The organism is Bradyrhizobium sp. Ai1a-2, from assembly GCF_000426245.1.
Lineage (GTDB): Bacteria > Pseudomonadota > Alphaproteobacteria > Rhizobiales > Xanthobacteraceae > Bradyrhizobium.
The window spans coordinates 143,023-158,035 of sequence record NZ_AUEZ01000004.1 but is presented as its reverse complement, the minus strand read 5'-3'; the positions used below and the strand labels follow the sequence as shown (position 1 = coordinate 158,035).

Below are 15,013 nucleotides of genomic sequence, written 5' to 3'. Positions count from 1 at the left end.
AAATCCATCCAAACGCCAAAAGCCCGGACGTGCCGGGCGGGGGGTGATATAGCGACTGACATGGCCAATGTCAGCCCTTCTTGTTCCCCGATTTATCAACTGTTGCGTCATCGCCGGGCTTGACGGCACACAGCCGCCTGATGACGGATGCTGCGATGCGCCCTGCTCTGCTCAATCCCCTGTTTGCGCCGGTCACGAGCCTGTCGGGCGTCGGGCCGAAGCAGGACAAGCTGCTGCGCTATCTGCTCGACCGCAGCGAGACGCCGCGGCTGGTCGATTTGTTGCTGCATCTTCCCGCAAGCGTGATCGACCGCCGCGCGCGGCCGAAGATCCGCGACGCGGTTCCGGGCACGGTGGTGACACTTGAGGTCACCGTCGACCGCCATCGTCCGCCCCCGCCGCGCAATTCGCGCGCGCCCTACCTCGTCTATGCCAGCGACGACACCGGCGATGTGGTGCTCACCTTCTTCCGCGCCCAGCCGGGCTATGTCGAGAAGCTCCTTCCCGCCGGCGCCAAGCGCTACGTCTCCGGCACCCTGCAGATGTACGACGGCATCCCCCAGATCGTGCATCCCGACCGCGTCGTCGACGAAGAGGGCTTTGCAAAACTCTCGGGCATCGATCCCGTCTATCCCCTGACCGAGGGACTTGCGATCGGCTCGCTGCGCCGTGCCATCGCGCAGGCGCTGCAGAAACTCCCCGCGCTGCCGGAGTGGATCAGCCCAGACGTGCTGCGCCGCTGCAGCTTTCCGCCGATCGCGGAAGCGCTGCAGCGTGTCCATGTGCCGGTCGAGCTGACCGATATCCTGCCTGACGGCCCGTTCTGGTCGCGCCTTGCCTTCGACGAACTCCTCGCCGGCCAATTGGCGCTGGCGCTGATCCGCGCTCAGCTCCGGCGGCCCGCCGGCGACCGCAACGCCGGCGACGGTCACTTGCGCAACAAGATCATCGACGCGCTGCCCTATGCGCTCACCGCCTCGCAGCGCGCCGCGATGGCGGCGATCGCGGAGGATCTGCGCCAGCCGGTGCGTATGCTGCGCCTGCTGCAGGGCGACGTCGGGTCAGGCAAGACGGTGGTGGCGCTGCTCGCGGCCGCTGCCGTCGCTGAAGTCGGCAAGCAGGCCGCGCTGATGGCGCCGACCGAAATCCTTGCGCGCCAGCACATCAAGACCATCGCCCCGCTCGCCGAGCGCGCCGGCCTTCGTGTCGCGATCCTCACCGGCCGCGAGAAAGGCAAGGAGCGCCGCGAATTGCTCGCCCGGCTCGAGGCAGGCGAGATCGATCTTCTGGTCGGCACGCATGCGCTGATCCAGGACGACGTGATCTTCAAGTCGCTGGCGCTTGCGATCGTCGATGAGCAGCATCGCTTTGGCGTGCGCGAGCGGCTGGCGCTGACCTCGAAGGGCGAAGCCGTGGACGTGTTGGTGCTGAGCGCCACGCCGATCCCGCGCACGCTGGTGCTCACTTATTTCGGCGACATGGACATTTCCGAACTGCGCGAGAAGCCGGCCGGCCGCCAGCCGATCGATACCCGCGCGGTGCCGGCAAGCCGCATCAGCGACGTCATCGACGCCGTCGGCCGCGCGCTGAAGGCGGGCAAGCTGGTCTACTGGATCTGCCCGCTGGTGGATGAATCCGAAGCCGAAGGCACCGAGCACCTGACCAACGCGACCAAACGGTTCGAGAGCCTTCAGAAGCGTTTCGGCGACAGCGTCGGCCTCGTCCATGGCCAGATGAAAGGCACGGAGAAGGACGCGGTGATGGCGCAGTTCGCCGCGCATGAGATCACGCTGCTGGTCGCCACCACCGTGGTCGAAGTCGGCGTCGACGTGCCGGCGGCGACCATCATGGTGATCGAGAACGCCGAACGTTTTGGACTGGCGCAATTGCATCAGCTGCGCGGCCGGATCGGACGCGGCTCCGAAGCTTCAACCTGCCTCCTGCTCTACCAGGAGCCGCTTGGCGAGATTGCAAAAGCGCGGCTGAAAGTGATCCGCGAAACCACCGACGGCTTCCGCATCGCCGAGGAAGACCTGAAGCTGCGCGGCGAGGGCGACGTACTCGGCATCCGCCAGAGCGGCCTCCCCGGCTATCGCATCGCGCGACCCGAGGTGCATGGCCAGCTGATCGCGCAGGCCCGCGAGGAAGCGCTGCGCATCATGAAGGATAATCCGAAGCTGAAAGGCGACCGCGGCGAAGCCTTGCGCTGCCTGCTCTACCTGTTCGAACGCGACGAAGCGATCCCGCTGATCGGCGCGGGGTGAACGGTGGGCCTCAACCCTTCTTCGCCTTGAAGCTCTCGGCAAATGCTCTGAGCTTCGCAACGTCCTCACCTGCGCCGTTGGCATCGGCGGCGATATGCTCGAACAGTCTGGCAAATCCCTCATAGACGAGATTGGCTGGATGATCCGGGCCGAGGAAAGCCGCGATCTCGCGCATCTCGGCGACCCAGCGATATGCTTTCGGCACCATGTCGGGCAGCGCGACGCCAAGGCGTGCCAGGACATGCGGCTGGCTCAATGCCAGTTCGTCGCGCAACGCATCGGCGGCGCCTGCGCGCGTGGCCGCCAGCACCATGGCGGCGCCGACGGCCGTCAGGCCCTTGTTGATGCCGGCATACGACATCTTGAGCGCCGAAGCCGCGCCGACCGGCCCTTCGACGATGCGCAAGTCGAGGCCGAGCTCCTTCAGCGCGGCGAGGTCCTGCGCATGCTCGCCCGAGACATAGAACGCCGGCCCGGCCGACCCTGGTTTCGGCGGCAAGCCGATGATGGCGCCATCGACGAAATGCGCGCCGGAAGCCGCGATGATTTCGCCGACTTTCTGTACGGTCTCGACATTGACTGCATTGCAATCGACGACGACAGGTCTCGTTTGGTGTTTCGCGATATTGGCGGCCAACCGCTCGGCCAGCGCAATCGCCTCCGCGGGCGGCACGATCGAAAGGATGATGTCCGCACCGGCAATATCGGCATCGTCCGCCGCAACCATGCCGGCAGCAGCCGCCCGTTTGGCGCTCGCTTCGCTTCGTCCGGCGAGCGAGGTCAGGACGCGAGCGCCATGTTCGGCCAGGCGTTGCGCCACCGCGCTGCCCATGGCGCCCGGCGCGAGGATCGCGATCGTATTGGACATGATGGATCCTGAAGGGTTCTGCGAGACCGCACTTGTAGAACGATCCGGCGGCGAACACGAGTTCGCCTCACCTTCAAAATCGGGAGACCCCTATTCCACTTTCGCAGGCGCGGGCTTTGGCTGCAGCGTGGAGGCGGAGTTGGCGATGCGGGCGGCGTTGGCAACGCCGGCGAGCGCGGCGACACTCTTTGCATCGCCGGAGCCCGGCTGCACGACGCCTGCAGACATGATCAATGTCGCGGCGTCCTCGGCGGTCAGCTCGACCTCGATGATCTTGCTCTTCGGCACGTAAAAGAAGAAGCCCGTCGTTGGGTTCGGCGAGCATGGCAGGAACACCGAGATGTGCTCCTCCTCGCCCGGCAGGCTCGCCGCGATGTTGGCGCTCGGCGACTGCGAGATCAGTACGATCGACCACATGCCCGGCGAGGGAAATTCGACCAGGCCGACGCGGCGGAAGCTCGATCCGTTACCCGAGAACAGCGTCTCGAACACCTGCTTGAGGCCGCGATAGATCGCGCGCACTGCCGGAATCCGACCGAGCAGCCGTTCCCCGAGATCGACCAGCGTCCGCCCGATCAGATTGGCGGTAAGGAAGCCAAGCAGCGTCAGCGCGATCACCGCAACGACCAGCCCGGAACCGGGCACGCCGAACGGCAGGTAGGTTTCCGGACGATAGGCCGAAGGCACGAATGGTCGCACCAGGCCGTCGACCCAAGTCACGAACCACCAGGTCAGATAAAGGGTGATCGCAACCGGCCCCGTGACGATCAGCCCGGTCAGGAAATAGTTCCGAAAGCGGGCCATCAGGCCGCGCGGGCCGTCTGGTGAATGGTCGTCCGGAGGCGGGATCGGAGGCGGATTCTCGGGGCTCATTATGGTTCCAGGTCGCAAGGCGCAGCCAGAATCTCCCAGCTAAGCCATCCTAGCAGGTTTTTGAAGGGCCAACTTGATCCGGGCGGTTGCGGCTATTCGACCGTAACTGACTTCGCGAGGTTGCGGGGCTGGTCGACGTCCGTACCCATGACCACGGCGGTATGATAGGCGAGGAGTTGCACCGGAATGGCATAGACTATCGGCGTAAAGGCCGCCGCCATGTCCGGTAGCACGATCGTGACCAGGGAATCGACGGTCGCCTCCGCGGCGCCCTTGGCGTCGGTCATCAGGATGATGTTGCCGCCACGGGCCGCCACTTCCTGCATGTTGGAGACGGTCTTCTCGAACACCTTGTCGAAAGGCGCGATCACCACGACCGGCATGTTCTCGTCGATCAGCGCGATCGGGCCGTGCTTGAGCTCGCCGGCGGCATAGCCCTCGGCGTGGATGTAGGAGATTTCCTTCAGCTTCAGCGCACCCTCGAGCGCAAGCGGATAGCTGGTGCCGCGGCCGAGATAGAGCACGTCGCGCGACTTGGAGATCTCGCGCGCGAGCTTCTCGATCTGCGGTTCGATGGTCAGCGCCGCGGCGATCAATCGGGGAATCTCGACGAGGCCGTGCACGATCGCAGCCTCGTCCGCATCCGAGAGTTCGCCGCGCGCCTTGCCGGCGGCGACCGCGAGCGACGCCAGCACCATGAGCTGGCAGGTGAAGGCCTTGGTCGAGGCGACGCCGATCTCAGGCCCCGCCAGCGTCTGCAGTACGGTCTCGCTCTCGCGCGCGATCGTCGAGGTCGGCACGTTCACCACCGAAACCGTGTGCGCGCCCTGCTCTTTCGCGTAACGCAACGCGGCCAGCGTATCGGCGGTTTCGCCTGACTGCGAGATGAAGATCGCGAGATCGCCTTTCCGCAAGGGCGCTTCGCGGTAGCGGAATTCGGAGGCGATATCGATCTCGACCGGCAGGCGCGAGAACCGCTCCAGCCAGTATTTTCCGACATAGCCCGCATAGTTCGCGGTGCCGCAGGCGGTGATCGAGACGCGCTGGATATCCTTGAAATCGAACGGCAGCTTGACCGGCAATGTGACCCGCTCGGTCGCCATGTCGATATAGCGTGCCAGCGTGTGGCCGACCACTTCCGGCTGCTCGTGGATCTCCTTGGCCATGAAGTGGCGGTAGTTCGCCTTGTCGACCAGGAATGCCGATGCGCCGGATTTCAGCACCTCGCGGTTGGCGACCGCGCCATGCTCGTCATAGATCACGCCGACCTCGCGCGACAGCACCACCCAGTCGCCGTCATCGAGATAGCTGATCGTGTCGGTGAACGGCGCCAGCGCGATCGCGTCCGACCCCAGATACATCTCACCGTCGCCATGTCCGACCGCGAGCGGCGAGCCTTTGCGGGCGCCGATCAGGAGGTCATTGTGGCCGTTGAACAGGAACGCCAGCGCGAACGCGCCGCGGAGCCGCGGCAGCGACGCCTTCACCGCCTCCTGCGGCGAATGGCCTTTCAGAAGGTGCGAGTTGACGAGATGGGCGACGACCTCGGTATCCGTCTCGCTTGAGAATTTCGCACCCTGCTTCTCGAGCTCCTGGCGTAGCTCGCGAAAATTCTCGATGATGCCGTTGTGGACAACAGCGACGTTCTCGGTCGCATGCGGATGCGCATTGCCCTCGGTCGGCCGGCCATGCGTCGCCCAGCGCGTATGCCCGATGCCGGTGTGGCCCTCGAGCGGCTCGGCGCGCAACCGCGCTTCCAGGTTCTTCAATTTTCCTTCCGCGCGCCGCCGCACCAGATGGTCGCCCTCCAGGGTGGCGACGCCAGCGGAATCGTAGCCGCGATATTCGAGCCGCTTGAGCGAATCGACCAGCTGCTCCGCAACCGGTGCCCGTCCGAGAATGCCGATAATGCCGCACATGCGGTTCAATATCCCCAAATCGCCGAAAATTTGCCAGACGGGCGACACGCTCCCTTAACGGGAAACGCGGGCAGCAACAAACTCAATAATTATTGCGGATTGAGACAGTGTTAAAGGGGGGATAACGCGTGAGTTACGGTCAATATCCACCCCAACAGTCGTAGGATGGGTAGAGCGAAGCGAAACCCATCAACGTCAAAGCAGACCGCGCGAATGATGGGTTTCGCTTCGCTCTACCCATCCTACGGGCTACAGCGTCAGCTTCCCTTCGCGGCCTTCGCTTTCAACTTGAGCTCGCGGTAGCGCGCGGCGCCGCCTTCGCGGACGCTCTGCGGGCTGCGTTCGACGGCCATCGCATCGTCGGGCACGTCCTTGGTGATGACGGAGCCCGAGCCGATATAGGCGCCGGCGCCGATCTTCACGGGGGCGACCAGCGAGGAATTGGTGCCGATGAAGGCGCCCTTGCCGATCAGGGTCTTGTGCTTGAGAAAGCCGTCATAATTGCAGGTGATGGTGCCGGCACCGAGATTGGAATTGGCGCCGACATGGGCGTCGCCGACATAGGAGAGATGGTTGACCTTGACGCCCTCCTCCAGGATCGCGGCCTTGGTCTCCACGAAATTGCCGATCCGCGAGCCGTCGCCGAGCGACGTGCCCGGCCGCAGCCGTGCATAGGGACCGATCGAGACCTCCTTGCCGATGGTGGCCTCGACGATATGCGAGAACGAGTGGATCACCGCACCGTCGCCGATGGTCACGCCGGGGCCGATCACGACGAAAGGCTCGATGGTGACGTCGCGGCCGAACTTGGTGTCGGCGGCGAGATAGACAGTCTCCGGCGCGATCAGCGTCACGCCGGCCTCCATCGCAGCGTTGCGCAATCGCGCCTGAAGCACCGCTTCGGCTTCCGCAAGCTGCGCCTTGGTGTTGATGCCGCGCACTTCGTCTTCGCTGGTCTCGATCACGACGGCCTCCAATCCTTGTCTGCGCACGATGGCGACGGCATCGGTCAGGTAGTATTCGCCCTTGGCGTTGGCATTGCCGATCTCATCGAGGATGCCGAGCGCCTTGCGCCCGTCGAACGCCATCACGCCGGCATTGCACAGCGTGATCTTGCGCTCCTCGGCGCTGGCGTCGGCCTGTTCGCGGATCGCAACGAGCTTGCCGTTCTCGACCACCAGCCGTCCATAGCCGGTGGGGTCGGCGGCGCGGAAGCCGAGGACCGCGAGCGCAGCGCCATTCTTCAACGGCGCGCGTAGTCGCTCGAAGGTTTCCGCCGAGATCAGCGGCGTGTCGCCGAACACAATCAGGAGATCGTCGGCTCCATCGGCGATCGCCTCGCGCGCCGCCAGCACCGCATGGGCGGTACCGAGCCGCTCGCGCTGCACGAAAGTCCTGGCATCGGAACGAACCCGCCGCGTTTCATCCGCGACCGCCTGATGGTCCGGACCGACCACCACCGCCAGAGAAGCGCCTGTGCCATTCGGCGCGGCACGGAGCACATGGGACAGCAGCGACTGGCCGGCGACGGGATGCAGGACCTTGGGCAGCGAGGATCGCATCCGCGTGCCCTCGCCGGCCGTGAGCACCACCGTCAGGCTGGATCGAGCAGTCATCAAGAGCCCTCAAATACCGTGCGCGCCGATCGCGCCAAGCTTCTTAGTTGGTTTCCCCGGGAGAAGAAACCTATTCGCCTCCCGTGACGGCACGGAGTCAGGTTCCCCGCGCATTTCCTGTTAATCTTTGCGGCGTGATTCGGCGGGCCTTGAGGAGGGCCAAAGGGGTTTTGGCCAAAGATCCTGACAATCTGGCTAGCGATCTAGGCGCGGAAAGCACCGGCGGTTTGTTCACAGGCCTGCTTGCCGAAGAAGACGAATTCGATCGCCGCACGCTGTGGCGCCTCGGCTCCTGGGGTTTTGCCGCGGTCGCCGCCGTAACGCTCGCGGTCCTCGCCAATCAATCCTCGCTCGGATGGCGGCGCGACCAGGCTGCCGCCGCGGACGTGGCGCGGCAGGCCCAGCAGATCCAGATGCTCACCAAGGAGAGCCAGAACGAAACGCGGCGACTTGCGTCCGCGATCGAGACACTCAATTCCGATCGCGACCGGCTCTACGCCCGCGTCACCGTGCTGGAGCAAGGGATGGATTCGGTTACCGGCGCGATTGCGAAGCAGAGCACCGCAGCCGCGCCGCAGCCCGTCCGCTCGCCATATCCCGCGTGGGTGCAAGAGCCGTCAGCGCAGCCTGTCTCGGTCTCCGCCCCGGTCGTGGCCCCAGTCGCGGTAACGGCCCCCGCTCCAGGCGCGCCAGAGAAATCGATCGCCGAAAAGCCCCCGATGCCGGCTTCGGACAAGCCTGCGGCTACGGCGAGCGAGAAGCCGCACGCCGAAAAACCACCGGTCGTGGTTGCCGATACGGCGCCGGCCGCCACCGTGCCAGCCAGCAATCCGGACCCGGCCAGCGCCACGCCAGCGTCATTGCCCGCGATGCCGCGCGTCGCCGAGAAGTCGATGATCGGGCCGCCCGATCCGGCCGAGAGCGAGCCGCTCGCGCCGGCCAAGCCCGCAGCCGCCGTCACCGCCAGCCCCATGCCCGAGGTCATTGCCGCTGCGCCTGCCGCCAGTGAGGGCGACGAGAAGGCGAAAGAGGATCCCAGCGCGCCGAAGGCCGAGGTGCAGCGGACGGAATTCGGGGTCGATCTCGGCACCGCCAATTCGGTACCGGGGCTGCGCGCGCTGTGGCGAGGCCTGTTGAAATCGCGGTCGAACGCGCCGCTGTTCAACCTGCGTCCGATCATCGTCATCAAGGAAGGCACCAACGGGCTCGGCATGCAGCTTCGCCTCGTGGCCGGCCCGCTGCGCGACGCCGGCGCCGCAGCGAAGATCTGCGCAGTCCTGGCTGAAAACGGCCGTGCCTGCGAAACCGCTGTTTTCGACGGCCAGCGCCTGACGCTCAAGGACGAGCCGCCGGCCACGACAGCGCCCAACAAGCCCGCGCCGCGCCGGCACTCAGCGCCGGCGCCGAAACGGGCGGCGGTGGTGGTCGAGGAGCCGCCGAAGAGGCCGGAGCCACCACCTTCCACGGTGCCTTCCGCGGTCTCGACGATCACCTCGCTGTTCGGTCGCAAGGAACAACAATGACCGCAAGGGATTGCGGCCGCATTCTCATCCGCTTTCACGTCACGCGAAGCGGCTTGTCCTCCTCCCCTTTCCCGACCATATTCGCGCGATGACAAAGCCCCCGTTCCGCCTTACGCCCTATCAGGTGCAGTTCCTGCTGATCGTCGGTTTCCTCTCCGTCGGTTACGCGCTTTACCTGCGCTATCTCGTGATCGAATTCTCGACCGTCGCCCTCGCCTGCGATGCGGGCCTGCAGACCATGAGCTGCAAGATGCGGGTGCTCGCGACAACCCTGTTCAGGAACTCCGTGTTCGGCATCGTCGCGCTCGTCATCGCGACCCTGCACGTGCTGCGGCCGTCGATCGTCCTGATGACGGGCGGGCTGATCGCGGCGGGACTCGGGATCGTGCTCTACAATGTCGCGCTGTCGGGGATTGCGATCGGCCTGCTCATTTTGGGCTTTGCGCGACCCGCGCCCGCCACAGCGTAAGCGCCAGCAGCACGTACATCGCGCAGGTCCAGACCGACTGCCAGTTGTCGGTACCCTCGTTGAAGAAGGTATAGCCGGCCGCGACCAGCAGCAGGCCGGCGAACACCGCCTCCGCGATCGGCCTTACCCCTTCCTGCGGCCGGTTGAGCAGCATCAGCAGCGCAAACGGCAGCACGGCCATGGTGAGCGAGGCGAACGGAAAGTCCTTGTAGCGCGGGTCGAAGGTGAAGCCGAGCGCGGTTTCCGCCCCGATCACGGTGGTCACGATCAGCGACAGCCCGAGCAGCGCGGTGAGCAAGGTGCCGTGCCGGTACTGGCGCGGCCCGAGCAGTTCGAGGAAGGTCGGTAGCGACTTCCCAGCCATCAGCGCGTGAGCCGACAGGATCGGTGCGAGCACGGCGGCCGCAAGCAGCGTTCCCCATTGCACCCAGCCCCCGGCCCCGTAGCTCTCATAGATCATCTTGTCGATGGCGACCCCGAGCAGGATTCCGGCGCTGGTCGCGGAAATGCCGACCGCGATCCAGGAGATGATCCGCGGCGCCCATGGCCGCCGCCGAACCGTCAGCCAGGCCACCAGGAAGGTGATGAAGCCCAGCCCAAGGCCGGCGCTCATATACCATTTCCACAGCGGATAATTGCTGATGGCGATGCCGGGCGGGTACTTCACCACCCGATTGACGGAATCGAATAGGCCCCAATAGCCGCCGACCGTGCCCTCAAGTTGGCGCTTCCAGGGCTGGTCGTAGGCTTCGATCAGGTTGACGCGGAAGCCCTCACGCTTGGCGAGATCGAGGATTTCCGAGACGATCCGCGCCTGGTTGGTGCGCGACGGCAACGCGCCCTCGCGCATCCTGCCCATGCTCGGCCAGCCGGTCTCGCCGATCAGGATCTCCTTGCCCGGGAACGCCACCGCCATCCGCTTGCGGATCGCATCGACATGGGCGGCGGCGAATTTCGCCCGCACCGGCATGTCTTCCCAATAAGGCAGGATGTGAATGGTGACGAAATCGACCGCGTCATAGACTTCCCGGTTACGCAGCCAGAATTCCCAGACATCGGCATAGGTCACGGGTACCTGGACCTGCGCCTTCACCGCGCGGACATAGGCGGCGAGGTCCGCGGTCGTCATCTCCCCACGCAGCAGCACTTCATTGCCGACGACCAGCGCCGTGATCACGCCCGGATATTGCTTGGCGAGCCCGACCGCGACCGCGATCTGCGTCTGGTTCTTGATCCGGTCGCTGCCGAGCCAGATTCCCTGGATGACCTTCAGTCCGACCTTCGCGGCGATGCCCGGCACCTGGTCGAGTCCGTTCTCGATCGAGTAGGTGCGCACGCACTCCGTGACCTTGGCGAGATCAGTCAGATCCTGCTCGATCTGCTCCGCCGGAATGTGCGTGGTGCGGATCAGCGGCGTCTGCGTGTCGCGGAACGGCGCATAGGAGACGCATTGCAGCTTTGCGTTGGGGTCGATCGGCGCGCGCGACAACGTAATCGGCGTAGCGAGCCACCACCACGCCGCCGCAATCAAACCCAGCGATATCAGGAGAAGCGCCAGTGGCGTACGAGAAGAAATCGGTTCCGTCCTCCGGGGACCGTCGATTAGCCGGTCAAGCACCGTCTGCCAAGAGCACGAGTCGGGCAATACCAAGGTTGTCCTGCGACAGTTTTGCGCTGTTGCGATAAAGTTGTGACTTTGCTGGACAAAATCTGAAATACCGGTCATGGGATTCCGCCAGCGTCTCCGCCGCACTGGAGACCTATTTGGACGGCATTACGCCACGGCCGTTTGGGATGATGTGTTGGGCGGGAAATCGATTGGGGAAGGTATGGGTGGACGGGTGCTTCAGTTCAAAATCGCGGTCTTGCGCCATTTCGCCACTGCCGGCCTCGCGCTTCTGATCGGTACCGGTGCCGCTTTCTCCCAGAGCGGCACGCCGAATCCGCAGGAACAGTCGAAGCAGGGGAACGCTCCGTCCGACGCCACCAAGGAGAACCAGCGCAAGACCGACGAATTCGTCGAGGCCACGCAGGCGATCAACGGGCCGGCCGGAAACCCGGAATGCGTCTGGCTCGGCCGGCGCGTGGTGCGGCTGATGTGGCTTGACGACCTCGACACCGCCTTCCGTCACCTCGACCTTTACGACCGCTTCGGCTGCCCCGGTGGCCATGTGCAGGCGACCTTCCGCTGCCTGACCCGGTTCGGCGCCACGATCGACGACAAGGTGCCGCGCAGCCTCGATGGCCGGATCCACGCCTGCTGGATCAACCCCGGCGCCCAGCCGCCGGCGGCCGCAGCCGCAGCGGCGGCAGCGCCCAGCCCGCAAGCGACGCCCGCAACCGCCGGCAACGCCGCGCCGGCGCCTGCCGCCTCACCTTCTCCTGCACCGTCGCCCGCGCCGGCCGCCAAATAACCTACGACTTTGGAACGATCGCGATTTCCGTTCTTTGAGCTGCGTGGCGCCCTCAAAACGCCATGCGGTCATATCAGTTGTGAAATCGCGTGGCAGGACTATCTTTCAATTTGCCGCCATGTCGGTCGAACCTAGGGGACGGGTTCGCTTTCTCCTTTCATAGCAGGCCCCGTATGGTTTAGCCGCGATGCGCGCTGTCGCCGCCGTTCTGTTGCTCGTCACCGCTGTGCATGCCGCGCTCTGGGGCCTTCTCCAGGAAAAGCAGCAGGCTCCTGATTTCCGCGGCATGCTGCCGAGCGTCTCCTATGCGCCGTTCGACGGCAACGCGCATCCCGACGTCGACAATATCCCTCAGGCCGAGAAGATTCGCGCCGACCTGAAGAAGCTGTCGACCATGACGCGCGCGATCCGTCTGTACTCGTCGACCGGCGGCGTCGAACTGGTTCCGCCGATCGCCGCCGAATTCGGCCTGAAGGTCATGGTCGGCGCTTGGATCGACAAGAATTCCGAACGCAACGAGCGTGAGATCGACGCCGCGATCAACCTCGCCCGGCGCAACAGCAACGTCATCGGCGTCGTTGTCGGCAACGAGGTGATCTACCGCGGCGAGCAGAAGATCGACGACCTGATCGAGATGATCAAGCGCGTCAAGAAATCGGTCAATGTCCCGGTCACGACAGGTGAAATCTGGAATATCTGGCGCGACAATCCGCAGCTCGCCAATTCCGTCGACTTCATCGCCGCTCACGTCCTGCCGTATTGGGAGAACTTCACTGCCCAGCAGGCCGTCGACCAGGCGGTCGCCATGTTCCAGCTCTTGCGCGACCAGTTCCCGGGCAAGCGCATCGTGATCGCCGAATTCGGCTGGCCAAGCGCGGGCTACAATCTCCGCAATGCCGAGCCCGGTCCGTTCGAGCAGGCCTCGGTATTGCGCAATTTCGTCACCCGCGCCGAAGCCATCGGCATGGACTACAACATCGTCGAGGCGATCGATCAGCCCTGGAAATTCTTCGAAGGTGGTGTCGGCCCGTATTGGGGCCTCCTGAATGCTTCCCGTGAGCCGAAATTCGCCTGGACCGGGCCGATCGTGAACGAGAATTACTGGAAGCTCGCGGTGATCGCGCTTCTCGTCGGCGTTCTGATGTCGCTGCCGATCCTGCGTCTGGAACGCCCGACAGTGATGCAGGCTTTGGTGCTCTCGGCTGCTGCCAATGCCGTCGGCGCCTGGGTTGCGACCGTGTTCGCCTACTGGGCGGGGCACTATTTCGTATTCGGCTCGGCCTTTGCGCTGACGCTCGGCCTGATCCTCCTCGTTCCGCTGATCCTGATCGCGATGGCGCGGATCGAGGAGATCGCCGATATCGCCTTCGGCCGCGGCCCCCACCGCCTGATCCGCAAGAGCGCGCCGGTGGCGCCCGCCACGATTGGCGAGCAGGTCGCGTTCCCCAAGGTCTCGATCCACATCCCCGCTTATTACGAGCCGGTGGAGATGCTGAAGCAGACGCTCGATGCCGTATCGCGGCTCGATTACCCCAATTTCGAATGCGTCTGCATCATCAACAACACGCCTGATCCCGCGTTCTGGCAGCCGATCCAGGATCATTGCCGCACGCTCGGCGAGCGTTTCAAGTTCATCAATGCCGAGAAGGTCCAGGGATTCAAGGCCGGCGCCTTGCGCATCGCCATGGACCGCACCGCAGCGGACGCCGAGATCATCGGCATCATCGATGCCGACTATGTCGTGCATCCCGATTGGCTGAAGGACCTCGTGCCCGTCTTCGCTGATCCGCGGGTCGGCCTGGTGCAGGCGCCGCAGGAGCATCGCGACGGCGACCGTTCGCTGATGCACTACATCATGAACGGCGAATATGCCGGCTTCTTCGACATCGGCATGGTCCAGCGCAACGAGCACAACGCCATCATCGTGCACGGGACGATGTGCCTGATCCGCCGCGCCGCGATGGACATGGTCGGCGGCTGGTCCAGCGACACCATCTGCGAGGACACCGACCTCGGCCTTGCCATCATCGAGCACGGCTGGCTGACGCATTACACCAACCAGCGCTATGGCGAGGGCCTGCTGCCCGACACCTACGAGGCCTTCAAGAAGCAGCGCCACCGCTGGGCCTATGGCGGCTTCCAGATCGTGAAGAAACATTGGCGGCGTTTCCTGCCCGGTGCGAGCCGGCTCTCGCCCGACCAGCGCCGCGAATTTTCGCTCGGCTGGCTAAACTGGCTGGGCGCCGAGAGCCTCGGCGTGGTGGTCGCAATCCTCAATTTGATCTGGGTGCCGATCGTCGCCTTTGCCGACATCGCCATCCCGGACAAGATCCTGACGCTGCCGATCATCGCCTCCTTTGTCGTCTCGCTCGTGCATTTCGTCGCGCTGTACCGGCTCCGCGTGAAGGTGAAAGCCGGCCAGATGCTGGGCGCCATGATCGCGGCGATGAGCGTGCAGTGGACCGTGTCGCGCGCCGTGGCGCAGGGACTGATCACCGAACACCTGGCCTTCGCCCGCACCTCCAAGGGCGGGCTGTCGCGGATGTCGATCGAATTCCAGGCGTTCTGGGAAGCGGTGATCGGCGTCCTCCTGCTGGTCGGCGCCGCCGTCCTGGTTGCCACCAACGGGTTCAAGCAGGTCCGCGAGATCTATATCTTCGCCGGCGTGCTGGTGCTGCAGAGCCTGCCGTTCCTCGCCGCGGTTTCGATCGCGATCCTGGAGAATTCGCGCATCAACTCGTTCTCGTTCTGGCGCAACAGCGCCATCCGCACTGCGGAACTGATCGGCTTGCGCCCGGTTGCCATGCCGACGATCGCCGCGCCTTCCCAGCAGGCCGCCTCCGAAATCCGCCGCGACGCCAACTGAGTCGCCATCTGGCGGTGGATCGATTTCGTGGCCAGGCTTGAAGGAACGAGGCTAACCGCCAGCTATCTCAGGGAAATCCTGGGCCCGCGCGATCACGCATTTGCCGTCCTCTGCGCTATTGACCCGCCGGGCCCCGCCCCCTACACAGCGCGGGCTGGAGCATGATCCGGAAAAGCGGAAGTCGGCTTCCGGCGGATCATG

At 64.8% G+C, this 15,013-nt stretch carries 10 protein-coding genes; 5 read left to right on the top strand and 5 right to left on the bottom strand.

The genetic code is table 11. The features are described from left to right. Positions 1 to 155 precede the first annotated feature (155 nt). Positions 156 to 2,264 carry an ATP-dependent DNA helicase RecG gene (recG, locus tag K288_RS0105110; RefSeq protein WP_027578557.1) on the top strand — a complete coding sequence of 703 codons (2,109 nt, stop codon included), beginning with the start codon at positions 156 to 158 and terminating at the stop codon, positions 2,262 to 2,264. 10 nt (positions 2,265 to 2,274) lie between these two features. Here recG and K288_RS0105105 read toward each other — a convergent pair whose 3' ends face one another. From K288_RS0105105 to glmU, 4 genes are all read right to left on the bottom strand, one after another. Further along, positions 2,275 to 3,132, bottom strand: coding sequence for an NAD(P)-dependent oxidoreductase (locus tag K288_RS0105105; RefSeq protein ID WP_027578556.1), 858 nt, complete (start codon positions 3,130 to 3,132; stop codon positions 2,275 to 2,277). 90 nt (positions 3,133 to 3,222) lie between these two features. Continuing rightward, a complete protein-coding gene (locus K288_RS0105100) occupies positions 3,223 to 4,005 on the bottom strand; it encodes a DUF502 domain-containing protein (RefSeq protein ID WP_027578555.1) in 783 nt (260 codons plus the stop codon). A 92-nt stretch (positions 4,006 to 4,097) separates the two neighbouring features. Then, a complete protein-coding gene (gene glmS, locus K288_RS0105095; RefSeq protein WP_027578554.1) occupies positions 4,098 to 5,924 on the bottom strand; it encodes a glutamine--fructose-6-phosphate transaminase (isomerizing) in 1,827 nt (608 codons plus the stop codon). A gap of 257 nt (positions 5,925 to 6,181) precedes the next feature. After that, positions 6,182 to 7,540 carry a bifunctional UDP-N-acetylglucosamine diphosphorylase/glucosamine-1-phosphate N-acetyltransferase GlmU gene (gene glmU, locus K288_RS0105090; protein WP_027578553.1) on the bottom strand — a complete coding sequence of 453 codons (1,359 nt, stop codon included), beginning with the start codon at positions 7,538 to 7,540 and terminating at the stop codon, positions 6,182 to 6,184. A gap of 170 nt (positions 7,541 to 7,710) precedes the next feature. Here glmU and K288_RS44725 point away from each other — a divergent pair, with 170 nt between their 5' ends. Next, positions 7,711 to 9,063, top strand: coding sequence for a hypothetical protein (locus K288_RS44725; RefSeq protein WP_051334361.1), 1,353 nt, complete (start codon positions 7,711 to 7,713; stop codon positions 9,061 to 9,063). Between the two features lie 88 nt (positions 9,064 to 9,151). Then, a complete protein-coding gene (locus K288_RS0105080; RefSeq protein ID WP_027578552.1) occupies positions 9,152 to 9,532 on the top strand; it encodes a hypothetical protein in 381 nt (126 codons plus the stop codon). On the opposite strand, the gene K288_RS0105075 is transcribed toward K288_RS0105080, so the two are convergent. Further along, entirely contained in the window at positions 9,492 to 11,150 is a 1,659-nt protein-coding gene (locus K288_RS0105075; protein WP_084799472.1) for a beta-(1-6) glucans synthase, read from the bottom strand. The two genes, K288_RS0105080 and K288_RS0105075, sit on opposite strands and share 41 nt — an antisense overlap. 211 nt (positions 11,151 to 11,361) lie before the next feature. Between K288_RS0105075 and K288_RS0105070 the strand changes: the two genes are divergently transcribed. Both K288_RS0105070 and K288_RS0105065 read left to right on the top strand, forming a co-directional pair. Further along, positions 11,362 to 11,946: a hypothetical protein gene (locus tag K288_RS0105070; RefSeq protein ID WP_027578550.1), complete on the top strand. Its 585-nt coding sequence runs from the start codon at positions 11,362 to 11,364 to the stop codon at positions 11,944 to 11,946. A 187-nt stretch (positions 11,947 to 12,133) separates the two neighbouring features. Next, positions 12,134 to 14,812 carry a glycosyltransferase gene (locus K288_RS0105065; RefSeq protein WP_027578549.1) on the top strand — a complete coding sequence of 893 codons (2,679 nt, stop codon included), beginning with the start codon at positions 12,134 to 12,136 and terminating at the stop codon, positions 14,810 to 14,812. Positions 14,813 to 15,013: the final 201 nt, after the last annotated feature.

What these genes read in the sequence shown, in the direction of transcription:
- recG (WP_027578557.1), top strand. Translation starts at nt 156, where the DNA reads ATGCGCCCTGCTCTGCTCAATCCCCTGTTTGCGCCGGTCACGAGCCTG.
- K288_RS0105105 (WP_027578556.1), bottom strand. Translation starts at nt 3,132, where the DNA reads ATGTCCAATACGATCGCGATCCTCGCGCCGGGCGCCATGGGCAGCGCG.
- K288_RS0105100 (WP_027578555.1), bottom strand. Translation starts at nt 4,005, where the DNA reads ATGAGCCCCGAGAATCCGCCTCCGATCCCGCCTCCGGACGACCATTCA.
- glmS (WP_027578554.1), bottom strand. Translation starts at nt 5,924, where the DNA reads ATGTGCGGCATTATCGGCATTCTCGGACGGGCACCGGTTGCGGAGCAG.
- glmU (WP_027578553.1), bottom strand. Translation starts at nt 7,540, where the DNA reads ATGACTGCTCGATCCAGCCTGACGGTGGTGCTCACGGCCGGCGAGGGC.
- K288_RS0105080 (WP_027578552.1), top strand. Translation starts at nt 9,152, where the DNA reads ATGACAAAGCCCCCGTTCCGCCTTACGCCCTATCAGGTGCAGTTCCTG.
- K288_RS0105070 (WP_027578550.1), top strand. Translation starts at nt 11,362, where the DNA reads ATGGGTGGACGGGTGCTTCAGTTCAAAATCGCGGTCTTGCGCCATTTC.
- K288_RS0105065 (WP_027578549.1), top strand. Translation starts at nt 12,134, where the DNA reads ATGCGCGCTGTCGCCGCCGTTCTGTTGCTCGTCACCGCTGTGCATGCC.